General features: G+C 75.4%; 12 protein-coding genes. 9 read left to right on the forward strand and 3 right to left on the reverse strand.

What is annotated here, in order from left to right:
• Positions 1-93 precede the first annotated feature (93 nt).
• The 4 genes from VFG42_RS18110 (at position 94) to VFG42_RS18125 (ending at position 3,765) form a co-directional block, all read left to right on the forward strand.
• Positions 94-894: an SAM-dependent chlorinase/fluorinase gene (locus VFG42_RS18110; protein WP_324910178.1), complete on the forward strand. Its 801-nt coding sequence runs from the start codon at positions 94-96 to the stop codon at positions 892-894.
• Entirely contained in the window at positions 891-1,589 is a 699-nt protein-coding gene (locus VFG42_RS18115) for a biotin--[acetyl-CoA-carboxylase] ligase (RefSeq protein ID WP_324910179.1), read from the forward strand. Before VFG42_RS18110 ends, VFG42_RS18115 begins: the two co-directional genes overlap by 4 nt.
• Before the next feature lie 33 nt (positions 1,590-1,622).
• Positions 1,623-2,507, forward strand: a complete 885-nt coding sequence (locus VFG42_RS18120) for a hypothetical protein (protein ID WP_324910180.1) — start codon at positions 1,623-1,625, stop codon at positions 2,505-2,507.
• 142 nt (positions 2,508-2,649) lie between these two features.
• Complete coding sequence (locus tag VFG42_RS18125) at positions 2,650-3,765, forward strand: lipase family protein (protein WP_324910181.1); 1,116 nt, start codon at positions 2,650-2,652, stop codon at positions 3,763-3,765.
• Between the two features lie 67 nt (positions 3,766-3,832).
• Here the strand turns inward: VFG42_RS18125 and VFG42_RS18130 are convergent, their stop codons facing one another.
• The 3 genes from VFG42_RS18130 to VFG42_RS18140 form a co-directional block, all read right to left on the reverse strand.
• Positions 3,833-5,233, reverse strand: coding sequence for a PH domain-containing protein (locus VFG42_RS18130; RefSeq protein WP_324910182.1), 1,401 nt, complete (start codon positions 5,231-5,233; stop codon positions 3,833-3,835).
• Positions 5,223-5,501, reverse strand: coding sequence for a PH domain-containing protein (locus VFG42_RS18135; RefSeq protein ID WP_324910183.1), 279 nt, complete (start codon positions 5,499-5,501; stop codon positions 5,223-5,225). The genes VFG42_RS18130 and VFG42_RS18135 overlap by 11 nt, the downstream gene beginning before the upstream one ends.
• Positions 5,502-5,709: 208 nt before the next feature.
• The gene (locus VFG42_RS18140) at positions 5,710-9,633 is read right to left on the reverse strand and encodes a DEAD/DEAH box helicase family protein (RefSeq protein ID WP_324910184.1); all 3,924 of its coding nucleotides are present in this window, start codon (positions 9,631-9,633) and stop codon (positions 5,710-5,712) included.
• A gap of 195 nt (positions 9,634-9,828) precedes the next feature.
• Between VFG42_RS18140 and VFG42_RS18145 the strand changes: the two genes are divergently transcribed.
• From VFG42_RS18145 to dtd, 5 genes are read left to right on the forward strand one after another with little or no spacing between them, the layout of a single operon-like run.
• Positions 9,829-10,425 carry a TlpA disulfide reductase family protein gene (locus VFG42_RS18145; RefSeq protein ID WP_324910185.1) on the forward strand — a complete coding sequence of 199 codons (597 nt, stop codon included), beginning with the start codon at positions 9,829-9,831 and terminating at the stop codon, positions 10,423-10,425.
• On the forward strand, positions 10,422-10,865 hold the full coding sequence (locus VFG42_RS18150; protein WP_324910186.1) for a GNAT family N-acetyltransferase: 444 nt from the start codon (positions 10,422-10,424) through the stop codon (positions 10,863-10,865). The genes VFG42_RS18145 and VFG42_RS18150 overlap by 4 nt, the downstream gene beginning before the upstream one ends.
• Positions 10,858-11,847 carry a galactose-1-phosphate uridylyltransferase gene (locus tag VFG42_RS18155; protein WP_324910187.1) on the forward strand — a complete coding sequence of 330 codons (990 nt, stop codon included), beginning with the start codon at positions 10,858-10,860 and terminating at the stop codon, positions 11,845-11,847. Before VFG42_RS18150 ends, VFG42_RS18155 begins: the two co-directional genes overlap by 8 nt.
• Positions 11,844-12,767, forward strand: a complete 924-nt coding sequence (locus tag VFG42_RS18160) for an AEC family transporter (RefSeq protein ID WP_324910188.1) — start codon at positions 11,844-11,846, stop codon at positions 12,765-12,767. The genes VFG42_RS18155 and VFG42_RS18160 overlap by 4 nt, the downstream gene beginning before the upstream one ends.
• Positions 12,767-13,195, forward strand: a complete 429-nt coding sequence (dtd, locus tag VFG42_RS18165; RefSeq protein WP_324910189.1) for a D-aminoacyl-tRNA deacylase — start codon at positions 12,767-12,769, stop codon at positions 13,193-13,195. The genes VFG42_RS18160 and dtd overlap by 1 nt, the downstream gene beginning before the upstream one ends.
• Positions 13,196-13,197 lie beyond the last annotated feature (2 nt).

Here is a 13,197-nt window from a genome sequence, read left to right on the forward strand (position 1 = left end):
CGCCCATCCCCCGGGCGGGGGAGTTCCGCGCGATCGGTCCGCGCGCGTCCGGGCGCACGCCGACGCGCGCATGCCGGATAGCCTCAGGGGCGCATGGCGCGACCGATCACGTTCCTGTCCGACTACGGCCTCGAAGACGACTTCGTCGGCGTCTGCCACGCGGTGATGGCGCGGATCGCGCCCGGCGCGCGCATCGTCGACCTCACCCACGGGCTGGACCGCCACGACGTGCGCACCGCCGCGATGGTGCTGCGCCGCGCGCTCCCGTTCAGCGCGCCGGGCGTGCACCTGGCGGTCGTCGACCCGGGCGTCGGGACCGCGCGGCGCGGGATCGCGCTGAAGACCACCGAGGAGGACCGGATCCTCGTCGGGCCCGACAACGGCCTGCTGTCGCTGGCCGCGCAGCGCTTCGGCGGGATCGCCGAGGTCGTCGACGTGGCGCGGTCGCCGCACCGGCTGGAGCCGGTCAGCGCGACGTTCCACGGGCGCGACATCTTCGCGCCGGTCGCCGCGCACCTGGCGGCGGGCGCCGAGCTGGCCGACGCGGGCGACCCGATCGACGCCGACGAGATCGTCCGGCTCGACATGCCGCTGGCGTTCCTGGACGAGGACGGCGAGCTGTACGCGCACGCGGTCGGCTTCGACCGCTTCGGCAACATCATGTTGGACGTCGAGCACGCGGAGCTGACCGGCTCGGGCTTCCGGCTCGGGCACGGCGTCGAGGTCAACGGGCGGCCGGGCGTCTACGCGACGACGTTCGCCGACGTGCCCGCCGGCGAGCTGATCCTCTACGAGGACGCCTACCGGACGCTGGCGCTGGCGGTCAACCGCGGGTCCGCGCGGGAGCTGCTGGGCGTCGCGCGCGACGACGAGCTGCGGATCCGGCCGCGATGATCGGCGTGCCGCGCCTGCACCTGGCGTCGGCCGGGTCGACGAGCGACGTCGCGCGCGAGCGGGCGCTGGCGGGCGCGCCGCACGGGGCGCTGGTGACCGCCGCCGAGCAGACCGCGGGGCGCGGCCGGCAGGGCCGCGTGTGGACCACGCAGCCGGGCACGGCGCTGGCCATGTCGATGGTCGTGCGCGAGGGCCTGTCGTCCGGCCTGGTGACGCTGGCCGCCGCGGTGGCCGTCGCCCGCGCGTGCGGGAGCGAGGCCATGATCAAGTGGCCCAACGACGTGGTGTTGGACGGGCGCAAGGTCGCGGGGATCCTGGCCGAGGGCCGGCCGCACGAGGGCTGGGCCGTGCTCGGCATCGGCGTCAACGTGGCCGTGGCGGTCGAGGACCTGCCGGAGGAGCTGCGCGACCGGGCCGGGACGCTGGGGCGCGGGGTGGGCGACGTCGAGCCGTTCTTGATGGCCTTGCTCGCGCACCTGGACGTCGCGCTAGGGGCGCCGGACGCGGAGGTCCTGACCGCGTGGCGGGCGCGCGACGCGCTGCTCGGCGAGCCGGTGGCGTGGGGCGAGGGCCGAGGCGCGGGCTCCGGCGTGGCGCGCGGCGTGGACGACGCGGGCCACCTCGTGGTCGAGCGGCCCGACGGGACGACGACCGCGCTGCACGCGGGCGAGGTCCACCTGGCGCGGAGGCCGTAACGCGAAGGCCCGCGGGCTCGTTCGGTGTTCATCATGGCCCGTCTCCCGCTTCTCGCCGCCACCGCCGCCGCCGCGCTCGTCCTCCCCGCCGCGGCCGCCGCCACGAGCGCTCCGCCGCCCGCCGACTGCCCGCTGTGGGCGCCGCACGCGCGCGTCGAGCACCCGATCCCGGGTACGAAGCTCGTCGCGCGCGATCCCTACGGCGGGCTGCTGGCGCGCAACCGCTTGTTCTTCTCGTTCAGCGTCCGCGGGCCGCGCGCCGACCTGGCCAACGTCGCGTCGGTCACCTGGGCGTTGGACGGCGTCGTGAAGCGCACCGACGACCGCGCGCCGTTTCAGTGGTCGGCGCAGTCGGGCTCGTCGAAGCGGATGCCGGCCGGCGACCACACGATCACCGTGAGCGTCACGCCGCGGGGCGGCGGCGCGCCGGCGACCACGAGCTTCGCGCTGACCGCCACCGACTGCCAGCCGGCGGGCTTCTTCCCCGACGTGCCGAAGGCCCGCGGGGCGTCGCTCTTCAACTTCCAGTCGGCGATCGAGCGCGGCGGCGGCCCCGACCTCACGAAGGTCGCGGTGACGAGCAGCAGCAACGTGAAGGCCTCGCTCCCACGCGCGCTGCGTGGACGGCGGATCGGCGCGTTGGTGCTGTTGGGCGACAACGGCCGGCGGATCAAGACCTACACCCTGAAGGGCTACGCCGCCGCGCTGGCCCGGGATGGCATCCGCGTCCAGCTGACGCCCGGCGCCCGCGCCTTCCTGCGCGTCACCGGCCTGCCGACCGGCGTCAAGCAGGTGCAGGTCCGCCTCGTCTCCGGCATCGCCGCGCTGCGCACGCCGCGCAAGGCCTTCCGCGTCACCGGCACCGTCTACGCGGGCCACGCCCACGCGAGCGTGACCGGCGGCGGGTCGTACGCCTGACCTCCGGCGCCGGCGCCGGGGCGTGCGCGAGGAGCGAAGGCCGAGGTCGGGTTTCCTGGAGGCTGCCCCGGTGGGAAGGCGGAGGGCCGTCCTGGGGCGTGCCCCGTAGTTGATGGGGTCGATCGTTGCGACCGTTCCGGCCATGCCGATCCTCCCCCTCGTCGACGCCACGCCCGTCGCCCACCTGACCCGTCCCGCGACCGCCGAGCTGCTGCGCAAGGCCGACTTCCCGACGCCGCGCCCGCGCCGCGGCGTGCTCGCCTACCGCCTGCGGTACGCGACCGTCACGGCGGCCGGGACGCCGACGACGGCGTCCGCGCTGCTCGTCCTCCCGCGCGACCACCGCCGCCGGCTGCGCACCCTCGCCTACGAGCACGGCACGCTCGTCCGCCGGTCCGACGCGCCGTCGAGCGGGTTGGACAACTACGCCGCCCAGGCCGCGATGCTGTTCGCCGGCGCGGGCTACGCGGTGGTCGCGCCGGACTACCTCGGGCTCGGCTCGGGCGCGGGGTCGACGACCTACCTGCACGCGGCGACCGAGGCCAGCGCGTCGCTGGACGCCGTGCGCGCCGCCCGGGTGTTCGCACGCTCCCGGGGCCGCACGCTGGACGGGCGCCTGGACGTCGTCGGGTTCTCCCAGGGCGGCCACGCGGCGCTCGCGCTGGACCGCGCGATCGAGCAGGGCGCCGACCCCGCGCTCGGCGTCCGGGCCGTCGCCTCGATCTCCGGTCCGCTGGCGCTCGAGCAGGTCGAGCTGCCGGCGATCCTCGACGGCCGTCTCGACGGGCGCATCTCCGGGCTGAACGTCGCCAACCTGCTGTTCGCGTGGGGGCGCGTGTACCCGGGCCTCCAGCCGGCGCCCGCCACCGCGTTCGCGCCGCCCTACGCGGCCCGGCTGGCGCGACTCTTCGACGGCCGCCACGCCGACGGGGCGATCCTCGGCGCGATGCCGTCGCGCGTCACCCGGCTGCTGACGCCGACGGCGCTCGCGCGGCTGCGCGCCCCGAGCGGCCCGCTGCTGACCGCGCTGCGCGACGCCGACGCGGTCTGCGATTGGGCGCCGCGCGCCCGGATGGCGCTCTTCGCGGCCCGCGCCGACTCGGCCGTCGCCTACAACGACTCGACCGCCTGCGCCGACGCCCTCGCCGCGCACGGGGCGCGCCCGCGCGTCGTCGACCTCGGCCACCTCGACCACTTCCCCTCCATGTTCGCCGGCGTGCCGCGCGCGCTGGCGTGGCTGCAGCGGACCTCGCGGTGATCGCGGCGGCCGACGGCGCCTGAGGGGATGACCCGGGGCGGGCGCGGCCGCGCCGCCAGCGCGAGACCTACAACTCGTCGAACGCCCGCCGCGCCGGCGGGCGTTCGAGGTGGCGCACGTGCACGCGGGTGCCGCGCGCCACCGTGACGGCCAGCGTCGCCAGGCCCGCGTGGCGTTGGAAGGGCGTGCGGCTGAGGGCGTGGGATTGGAGGCGGCGACGGCGGGCGATGAGGGTCACGCGGGAGCCGAGACGGCGGGTGCGCAGGACGACGCGGGGGCCGTCGACGCGGAGGCCAGCCAGGTTGTAGGCGTCGATCCCGAAGACGATGGCGATGGCGATCAGGGCCGGCGCGGCGGGCCAGGCGGAGGGGGCGAGGGCGACGAGGACGGCCGAGAGCGCGAGGGCGATCGCGACGCGGGCGGTGAGGAAGCGGCGCAGGGCGCGGCGGGGTGGGCGCTCGGTGGTCGTCAGTGGTCCGGCGAGCTCCGGCGCGACCCGCGCGAGGAACGGGCCGACCTCGTCCTGGCGCATCAGCGGGAAGAGCGTGCGGCCGACGGCCTCGCGCTCTCCCAGCGAGGTCGCCTCCAGGCGCAGGGCGACCAGGCCGAAGGGGCGACGCAGCGGGCTGGAGACGATCTGGACGCCGTCGATGCGCGCCAGCGGGACCGACACCGCGCGGCGCTCCCAGAAGCCGCGGCGGATGCGCAGGCGATCGTCGACCATGCGGACCTCGAAGCCCGAGAAGGCGATCAGCGCGCCGAGGAAGGACACCAGGAACGCGGCCGCGAGGAGGAGCGCGAGCGCGACGAGCACCTGGTGCCAGGTGTCGATGTCGCGCAGCAGGCGCACGCCCTCCGCCATGCTCGAGCTCTGCAGCAGCCCGAAGGCACCGCCGACGACCGGCAGCAGGACGCCGAGCTGCGGCGAGGTCAGCGCGGCGGCCACCAGGCGGCCGGCGGTCAGGCGGACGTGCAGGCCCGCCGTGCCCGTGTCGGGGTGCCCGAGCGCGGCGCGCAGGCGCGCGGCGGCGCGGCGCGACAGCGCGGGGAGGACGACGTCGCCGTCCTCTCCGCCGCCCGGCGTCTGCACGTGCAGGCCGCTGACGCCGAAGAGCCGCTGAACCGGGCCGGTGACCGTGTCGACGGCCTGGATGCGTTGGAGCGGGACGACGGTCTCGTCGGGCGAGAAGACCCCGGACTTGAAGTGCAGGGCACGGTCGGTGACCGCGTAGGACGTCGCCTGCCAGCGGATCGTGCCGATGACCGCGGCGCCGAGCGCGCCGGCGAGGCCGATCAGGATCGCGCTGGTGGAGCTGCCGGTGCCGCGGACGACGAGGCCGATCAGCAGCGGGACCGCGACGTCGCGCAGCGCGCCGAGCGCCTCGCCGACCGCGGCGGCGAAGTGCAGGCGCCGCGGGCCGATCGCGAGCGGCAGAGGCGACGGCGGTGGCGCGGCGTCACTCGTCATCGGGCGTGCGGATCAGCCCGGCGAGCCGGTCGCGGACCCGCGCCGCGTCGTGCTCGGTGAGCGCCGGAAGCTCGGTCTTGCCCGCCGCCGTGTGGACCACGACGGAGGCCACGCCGGCCATCTGCGCCCAGAGCGTGCGGCGGACGTCGACGTGCTGGATGCGGGCGACCGGCACGATCGTCCGGACGTCGGTGAGCAGGCCGTGGCGCAGGTCCAGCTCCTCGTCGTCCAGGCGCCAGCGCCAGCGTCGGGCCCACAGCGTGGGCACCGCGAGCGTGAGGACGACCGCGGCCGCGAGCGCCGCCCACGGGACGATCGCCCCGAGCGTGTGCCAGACGCCGTCCTGATCGCGCAGTGCCGCCCCGACGAGGAACGCGGCGACCGTGGCGGCCGCGCCCGACGCGCCGATCTCCAGGGTCCAGAACCACCGCGCCGCCGGAGCCAGGCGCTCCGCCGGCTCGGGCCTGGAGCCCTGCTCAGGCGGCGTCGTCGAGCTGATCGTCGTCGGCCTTCCGCCGCGACCGCCGCGCCTTGGGCGCTTCCGCCGCCGCCTCGTCGAGCGTCAACTGCTCCGGCGCGGCCGCCTTGACCGGCGCGCGCCGGGTCCGCTTGGGCTTCTCGGCGGCGTCGTCGGCGGCGGGAGCGTCGGCCTTCTTGGTGGTGCGGCGCCGCGTGGGCTTGGGAGCCTCGTCGGCGGCGTCCTCGGCCTTCTTGGCCGTCGTGCGACGGCGCGTCGGCTTGGGCGCCTCGTCCTCCGCAGTGGCGTCGGCGTCGGCGGCCTTCTTGGCCGTGCGGCGACGCGCGGGCTTGGGCGCCTCCTCCGCAACCGCCTCGGTGTCGGCGGCCTTCTTGGCCGTCCGGCGACGCACCGGCTTCGGCGCCTCCTCCGCAACCACCTCGGCCTCCGGCACGGCCGCCTCGGCATCAGCGGCCTTCTTGGCCGTGCGACGACGCGCCGGCTTCGGCGCCTCCTCCTCCGCGGCCGCCTCGGCATCAGCGGCCTTCTTGGCCGTCCGGCGACGCGCCGGCTTGGGCGCCTCCTCCGCAACCACCTCGGCCTCCGGCGCGACCGCCTCGGCATCGGCGGCCTTCTTGGTCGTCCGGCGACGCGCCGGCTTCGGCGCCTCCTCCGCAACCGCCTCGGCCTCCGGCGCGACCTCCTCAGCGTCGGTGGCCTTCTTGGTCGTCCGGCGACGCGCCGGCTTCGGCGCCTCCTCCGCGACAGCCTCGGCCTCCGGCGCGGCCTTCGCCGTGCGGCGACGCGCGGGCTTCTTCGGCGCCTCGTCCTCCGCGGCCGCCGGCTCCGGCGTGACGGCGGGCTCCTCGACGACCGGCGCCTTCGTCGGCGTGCGGCGACGCCGCGCGGGCTTGGGCGCCTCGTCGGCGACGGGCTCGGACGCGACGGCCTCCTCGGCGACGGCCTCGGCCTTCGCCGGCGTCCGGCGGCGGCGCGCGGGCTTGGGCGCCTCCTCCTCCGGACCGGCGTCGGCGGCCTCGCGCGGCGGCGCGACCGGCATGCCCCGCCCCGCCAGCAGCGCGGCGGCGGCTTCGATGCCGCGGGCCGCCTCCTCGTCGTCGACCGGCGGCCGACCCGCGGCCGCCGCGTCGGACGACCCGTCGCCCTCGGCGCTCGCGGCGGCCTCCACGCTCCCGGCAGCCTCGGCGTTCCCCGCGACCTCCGCGTTCCCCGCGGCCTCCGCCGCGCGCGCGGCAGCCGACTTGCGGCGCGACCGGCGGCGCTTCTTCCGCGGCTGCTGCTCGCCCGTCGACCCGTCGGCGGCCGCAGCACCGGCGGCGACGGCCGCGCCCTCCGCCTGCTCGACCGCGCCCTCGCCGTCCACCGTGGCGGCGGCGACGGCGGCCTCGACCCGCGGCGTCTCGACCTGCCCGTCGCCCTTCTTGCCGCGCCGGCGGCGCGAGCGGTTCTTGCGCTTCGGGAAGTTCCTCAACAACTCGCGCGACAGCGCGGACGGCTTGCGCGCCATCCGCGTCCGGGCGCCGCGCACCACTTCCATCGCCTCCGGCGTGTGCGCGACCGCGGCGGCCAGCAGCGCGGCGCTCAACCGCCGGTCCTGCTTGCGCGCCGCGTGGACGAGCCGCCGCGCGTTGCGCGCGTGGGCGCCGCCGGACGAGTTGACCAACAGCCCCAACAACCGCTTCGTCTCGGGCCAGCGCTGGACCGCGTACTCCTCGTGGACCTCGCGCGTCATGTCCGCGAGATCCCAGATCCAGTGCGAGGCCTGGTCGCGGCGGCCGATGCGGCGCTCGGCCAAGGCCTGCAACAACACCTTGACGCCCTCGCGGCGCTCGTCGCGCGACCACAGCCGCACGACGTCCACCGCGCGCTCGAACGCGTCGGCGTCGCGCGACTGCGCGATCTCCTGCAGCGCGCGCAGCCGCAGCTGCGAGTTCTTGTTGCGCTCGACGGCGGTGAGCAGGAACGAGCGCTTCAGCTCGCCGCTCTTGTCGAAGTGCAACATCGCCCGGGCCCGCCGCCAGCCCGACGGCGCGACCCGCGCGCCCGCCAGCGCCGCCCACTGCACCTGCTCGCCGTAGTCCAGGAACTCGACGGCGATGCGCCACAGCTCGCGCTCGAAGACCTCGATCCGCCGATCCGGATCCGCGGTGACCGGGATCACGCGCCGCTCCACGCGCACGCGGCGCCCGCGGCCGCGCCGCACCGGCCCGACGACGATCGCGCCGCCGCGGTAGACGTCACGATCGAGCAGCGAGTGCAGCGTCACGACCGGGTCGTCGTGGCGCGTCGCCGGGTGGACGAAGTCCACGACGATCCCGGACTCCTTGCCCGGGTGCCGACGCGTCACGCGGCCCACGCGCTGCTGGTAGATGCGCTTGGACGCGGTCGGCGCCAAGTGCATGCAGATGGTCGCGCGCGGCGAGTTCCAGCCCTCGGCCAGCAGCTGCGCGTTGACCAGCACGTCGATCTCGCCGCGCTCGTACTTGGCCAGGATCTCGGCCAGCTCGCGCTTCGGGGTCTCCCCCGACACGCCCATCGCCTTGATGCCGACCTCGCGGAACGCCTCCGCGACGTTCATCGCGTGGCGCACGCCCGCGGCGTAGACCACGCCCGGCACGCCGTTGAAGCGCGTCTTGTAGAGGTCGGCGATCGCCAGGTTGAACGGCAGCTGGTCCAGCAGCTCGGCCAGCATCTCCTGGTCGAACTCGACGTCGACCTCGCCCTTGCGCAACGGCACCTTGGCGATCGTGCGCACGCCCGGCCCCGGCGGGATCCGGATCGACCGCAGCGGCGCGATCACGCCGCGCCGCGCCGCCTGCGCCAGGTCGAAGCGCGAGGTCTGGGTCGGGAAGAGGTCCGTGACGTGCCGCGCGATCAGCGCGCCCGTCGCGGTCATGCCGACGAAGATCGGGCCCGTCCAGGCGCGGATCGCCGCCGACGTCTTGTCGCCCAGCGCCGTGTGCGCCTCGTCGCAGATGACGATCGTGTAGGCGTCGGAGATCCGGCCCGCGTTGCGGACGAACCACTGATAGGTCTCGACCGTCACCGGGCCGTCGGTGCGGCCCGTGCCCTCGCCGTCCAGCAGCGGCGGGCTCTCGCGCTTGCCGTAGCCGCGCGTGTGCAGCTCGCCGAGGAACTGGTCGACCAGGTTGCGCCGGTGGGTGAGGATCAGGACGCCGCCGGTGCGCGACGCCTCCACGAAGCCCATCGCGGCGACCGTCTTGCCAGCGCCGGTCGCGTGCTCGAACCAGAAGCGCTTGCCCGCGTTGGGGTCGTCGGCCGCGCCCTCCTCGATGTCCTCGTCGACGTCCTCTTCGGCCTCGTCGTCGTAGGACTCCTCCTCCGACGGCGGCTCCTCCTCGTCCTCGTCGTCGTCCTCGAGGCCCTCGATCTCGACGTCGACCGGCGTGCGGTCCTCGGGCTCGTCGTCCTCGTCGTCCTCGAGGTCCGGCTCGTCGTGGTCGGGCTCGGCCGACGCCTCGGCGGCGGGGTCGGGCTCCGGCGCGGGCGCCTCCTCGACGGCGAGCACCGGCGCGGCGGCCTCGGCCTCGGCGCCGCTCGCGTCCAGCGCGCGCTGCGTGCGGGCCAGCAGCGCGACCAGCGTGCCCGAGAGCGCGTCGACCTGGTGCGGGTTGAGGTGCGTCCCGTCGGCCAGGACCGGCTCGTCCTCCGACAGCACGCGCTCCAGGCCCAGCAGCAGCGCGTAGCGGCGCCGCCACTTCGTCGAGGGCACCTTCTCGCCCCGTTCGATCTCGGCCAGCGCCGCGTCGAACGCGCGTCGCCGCGCGCTGCCGGGGGCCAGCGCGGAGGCCGCGTCCTCGCCCTCGTGGACGAAGCGCTCACGGGTGAACGCCTCCGCCTTCGCGACGAGGGTGGGATCGGGAACGGGTGCGGCCTCGACGGCCGTCGTGGGCTCAGCCATAGATTGGCTACTCGCTCTACTGAGAAGCGTCCGCGATCAGACCAAAGCGGCGGACGTGCGCTAGGCGGTCCTCACCAGGGGACCGTGGGGAGGAAGCGAGGGAACCTCCCTGTCACCAGCAGCTGACCCTCGCCTCGTGAGGCAAGGATACCGGATCGGACGGCCGACACCCAGAAACCTGCCACCCTGTCGGGTATGGACCGACGCCGCCTCTCCTGGATCGTGGGCGCGCTGGCGGTGGTGGCGTTCGTGGCGATCGGCCTCACGCAGACGAAGGGCGACAACAAGGCGCCGAAGGCCAACCACTTCGACCTCGCGGCCGCCCAGCGCCGATTGGCCGGCGCGCCGGCGCCCCTGGCCGCCCTGCATGCCAAGGCGAGCACGCTGGTGCCCGACGCCCAGAAGACCTTCTCCGACCAGATCGACGCGCTGAAGGGCCATCCGATCGTGGTCAACAAGTGGGCGTCGTGGTGCGGCCCGTGTCGCGCGGAGTTCCCGGTGCTGCAGGAGACCTCGACCAAGCTCGGCAAGCAGGTCGCCTTCGTCGGCCTGGACGCCAGCGACGACGACGCCACCGCGCGCACGTTCCTGTCGCAGTTCCCGGTGCCCTATCCCAGCTACGTGGACCGCAACGCGCACGTGGCCCAGAAGCTGGGCATCGGCCAGAGCTTCCCGACGACGCTCTACTACGACGCCAAGGGCAAGGTCGCCTACGTCCACCAGGGGTCGTACGCGACGGCCGGCGCGTTCGAGCGCGACATCCGGCGCTACGCGATGCGCACCGCCTCGTGATCCTGCGCACCGCGACCGGCGACGAGGACCGCGCCGCGGCGATGGCGATCCGCCGCGCGGTGTTCGTGGAGGAGCAGGAGATCCCGCCGGTGGAGGAGTTCGACGCCCGCGACGCCGAGGCCGAGCACCTGCTGGTCCTCGAGGACGACGGCACGCCGGTGGCGACCTGTCGCGTGTTCGCCGACGACGGCGCGGGCGACGGGACCGCGCGCCTCGGGCGCCTCGCCGTGCTCCCGTCCGCCCGCCGCCGCGGCCTGGCGTCCCGGATGATCGCGGCCTGCGAGGAGCGCGCCCGCACGGACGGCGCGACGCGGATGGTCCTCGACGCGCAGGTCACCGCGATGCCGCTGTACGAGCGGTCCGGCTATGCCGCGGTCGGCGAGGACTTCGACGACGGCAGCGGGATCCTGCACCGCACGATGGTGAAGGCCCTTGTCTGAGGTCCGCGTCGACCCGCTCACCGGCCTGAAGACGATCATCGCCACGGGCCGCGCCGGGCGTCCCGGCGGATGGCCGATCGCGGCCGGCGACGCGGCGCCGATCGATCCCGAGAGCGACCCGTTCGCGCCGGGCCACGAGGACCGCACGCCGCCCGAGGTCTTCGCCCTGCGCGACGAGGGCGCCGGCACGAGCGCCTGGCGCGTGCGCGTCGTGCCCAACCTCTACCCCGCGCTGGACGACGCCTCGCCGGACCCCGAGCGCTCGCACGCGCCCGACCTCTTCACCGCGACCGCCGCGCGCGGCGTGCACGAGGTGGTGGTCAACGCGCCCGACGCGGTGACGTCGCTGGCCGACCTGACGCCCGCCCAGGTCGCCGAGGCGATGGAGGTCTGGCGGCAGCGCTCGCGGACCCACCACGACGACGGGGCCGCCTACGTCCACGTGATCGTCAACGAGCGCGCCGAGGGCGGCGCCTCGCTGCCCCACACCCACGCGCAGGTGTACGCCTTGGACTTCGTCCCGGCGCAGGTCGCCCGCGAGCGCGAGCGCTTCACCGCCCACGCGACGCGCACGATGGGCGGCAACCTGCTGCAGGACCTCGTCGGCGAGGAGGTGCGCCAGCGCGCGCGGATGGTCGCCATCGACGACGAGGCGATCCTCCTCAGCCCGTACGCGGCGCGCGTGCCCTACCAGCTCATGCTCGCGCCCCGGCGGCCGCGGGCGCGCTTCGACGACGACGGCCCGCTCGGCGCCGCGCTGCTGCACCGCGCGCTCAAGGCCTACAACGCGCTTCTGGGCTTCCAGCCGCCGCTGAACCTCTGGGTCCGCACCGCGCCCGCGGGCGCCGAGCGCTTCTGCTGGCGGATCGACGTCCTGCCCCGCCTGACGCACCTCGCCGGCCTGGAGCTGGGCGTCGGCGTGGGGCTGAACATCGTCTCGCCCGAGGACGCCGCCGCGCAGCTGCGCGAGCACCTGACGTGATCCTGGTCGCGCTGGCGATCCTGGCCTCCACCGTGGTCGGCGTGGCGGCCGAGCACCGCTGGCGGGCGGGCGCGGTCGCGTTCTCCAAGCGGCTGATCGAGGTGATGGTCTGGTGCCTGCTGCCGTTCATCACGCTCTTCGTCGTCGCGCGGCTGCACCTCGGCGGCGGCGTCGGGTTCGGCATCGTGCTCGGGTACGCCGAGCTGGCGATCGTCGGCGCCCTGGCCTACGTCCTGGGCACGAAGGTGCTGCGGCTGCCGCGCCCGTCGACCGGCGCGCTGATCCTCACGGTCATCCTCGCCAACACGGGGTACTTGGGGATCCCGCTGAACGCCGCGCTGCTCGGCCACGACGCGCTCGCGCCCGCGATCGCCTGGGACACGCTGGTCAGCCAGGTGATGCTCTACCTCGTGGGCTTCGCGGTCGGCGCCACGTTCGGGACCGAGGCGGGCGGGTCGCCGCGCGAGCGCTTGCGCACGTTCCTGACCCGCAACCCGGTGCTCTGGGCGTTGTTGGTGGGGTTGGCCCTGCCTGACCGCGCCGTCCCGGACGCGCTCTACGACACCGCCAAGTTCGCCGCCGCCTACGCGCTGCTGCCGCTCGGCTTCTTCATCCTCGGCGTCAACCTGATGGGCGAGCGCGAGCAGGGGACGCTGCGCTTCCCGCCGCCGCTCACGCCCGCCGTCGGGACCTCGCTCGTGCTGCGCATGGCCGCCGCGCCCGCGCTGATGGCGGGCCTCAGCGCCCTGACGACGTCCGTGCCCGACGCCTACCTCGTGCAGGCCGCGATGGCCTCCGGGATCAACTCGCTGGTCGTCGGCCACCTCTACGGCCTGGACCTCCGCCTCGCCGCCGCCGCGATCGCGTGGTCGACGACGCTCGTCGTGGTCGCGGCGCTGGCGCTGGCACCCTTCGTCTGATGCGAGCCCTCGTCCAGCGCGTGTCCCGCGCCTCGGTCACCGTCGAGAGCCGGACCATCGGCGCGATCGGCCCGGGCCTGCTCGTCCTGCTCGGCGTCACGCACGCCGACGACGAGGCGGTCGCCGACCGCCTGGCCGACAAGGTCGCCGCGCTGCGGATCTTCGAGGACGCCGAGGGCAAGATGAACGAGTCGCTGCGCGACCGCGAGATCCTGGTCGTCTCGCAGTTCACGCTCTACGGCGACGCCCGCAAGGGCAACCGCCCCGCCTTCGTCGCCGCCGCCCGCCCCGAGCGGGCCGAGCCGCTCTACGAGCGCTTCCGCGCGCGCCTGGGCGCGCAGGGCGGAGCGTTCGGGGCGCACATGGAGGTCGAGCTGGTCAACGACGGTCCGGTGACGCTGATGCTGGAGATCGAGGCGACCGCGTAACG

The sequence above is a fragment of the Baekduia sp. genome (assembly GCF_035685985.1).
In the GTDB taxonomy this organism is placed as follows: domain Bacteria; phylum Actinomycetota; class Thermoleophilia; order Solirubrobacterales; family Solirubrobacteraceae; genus Baekduia.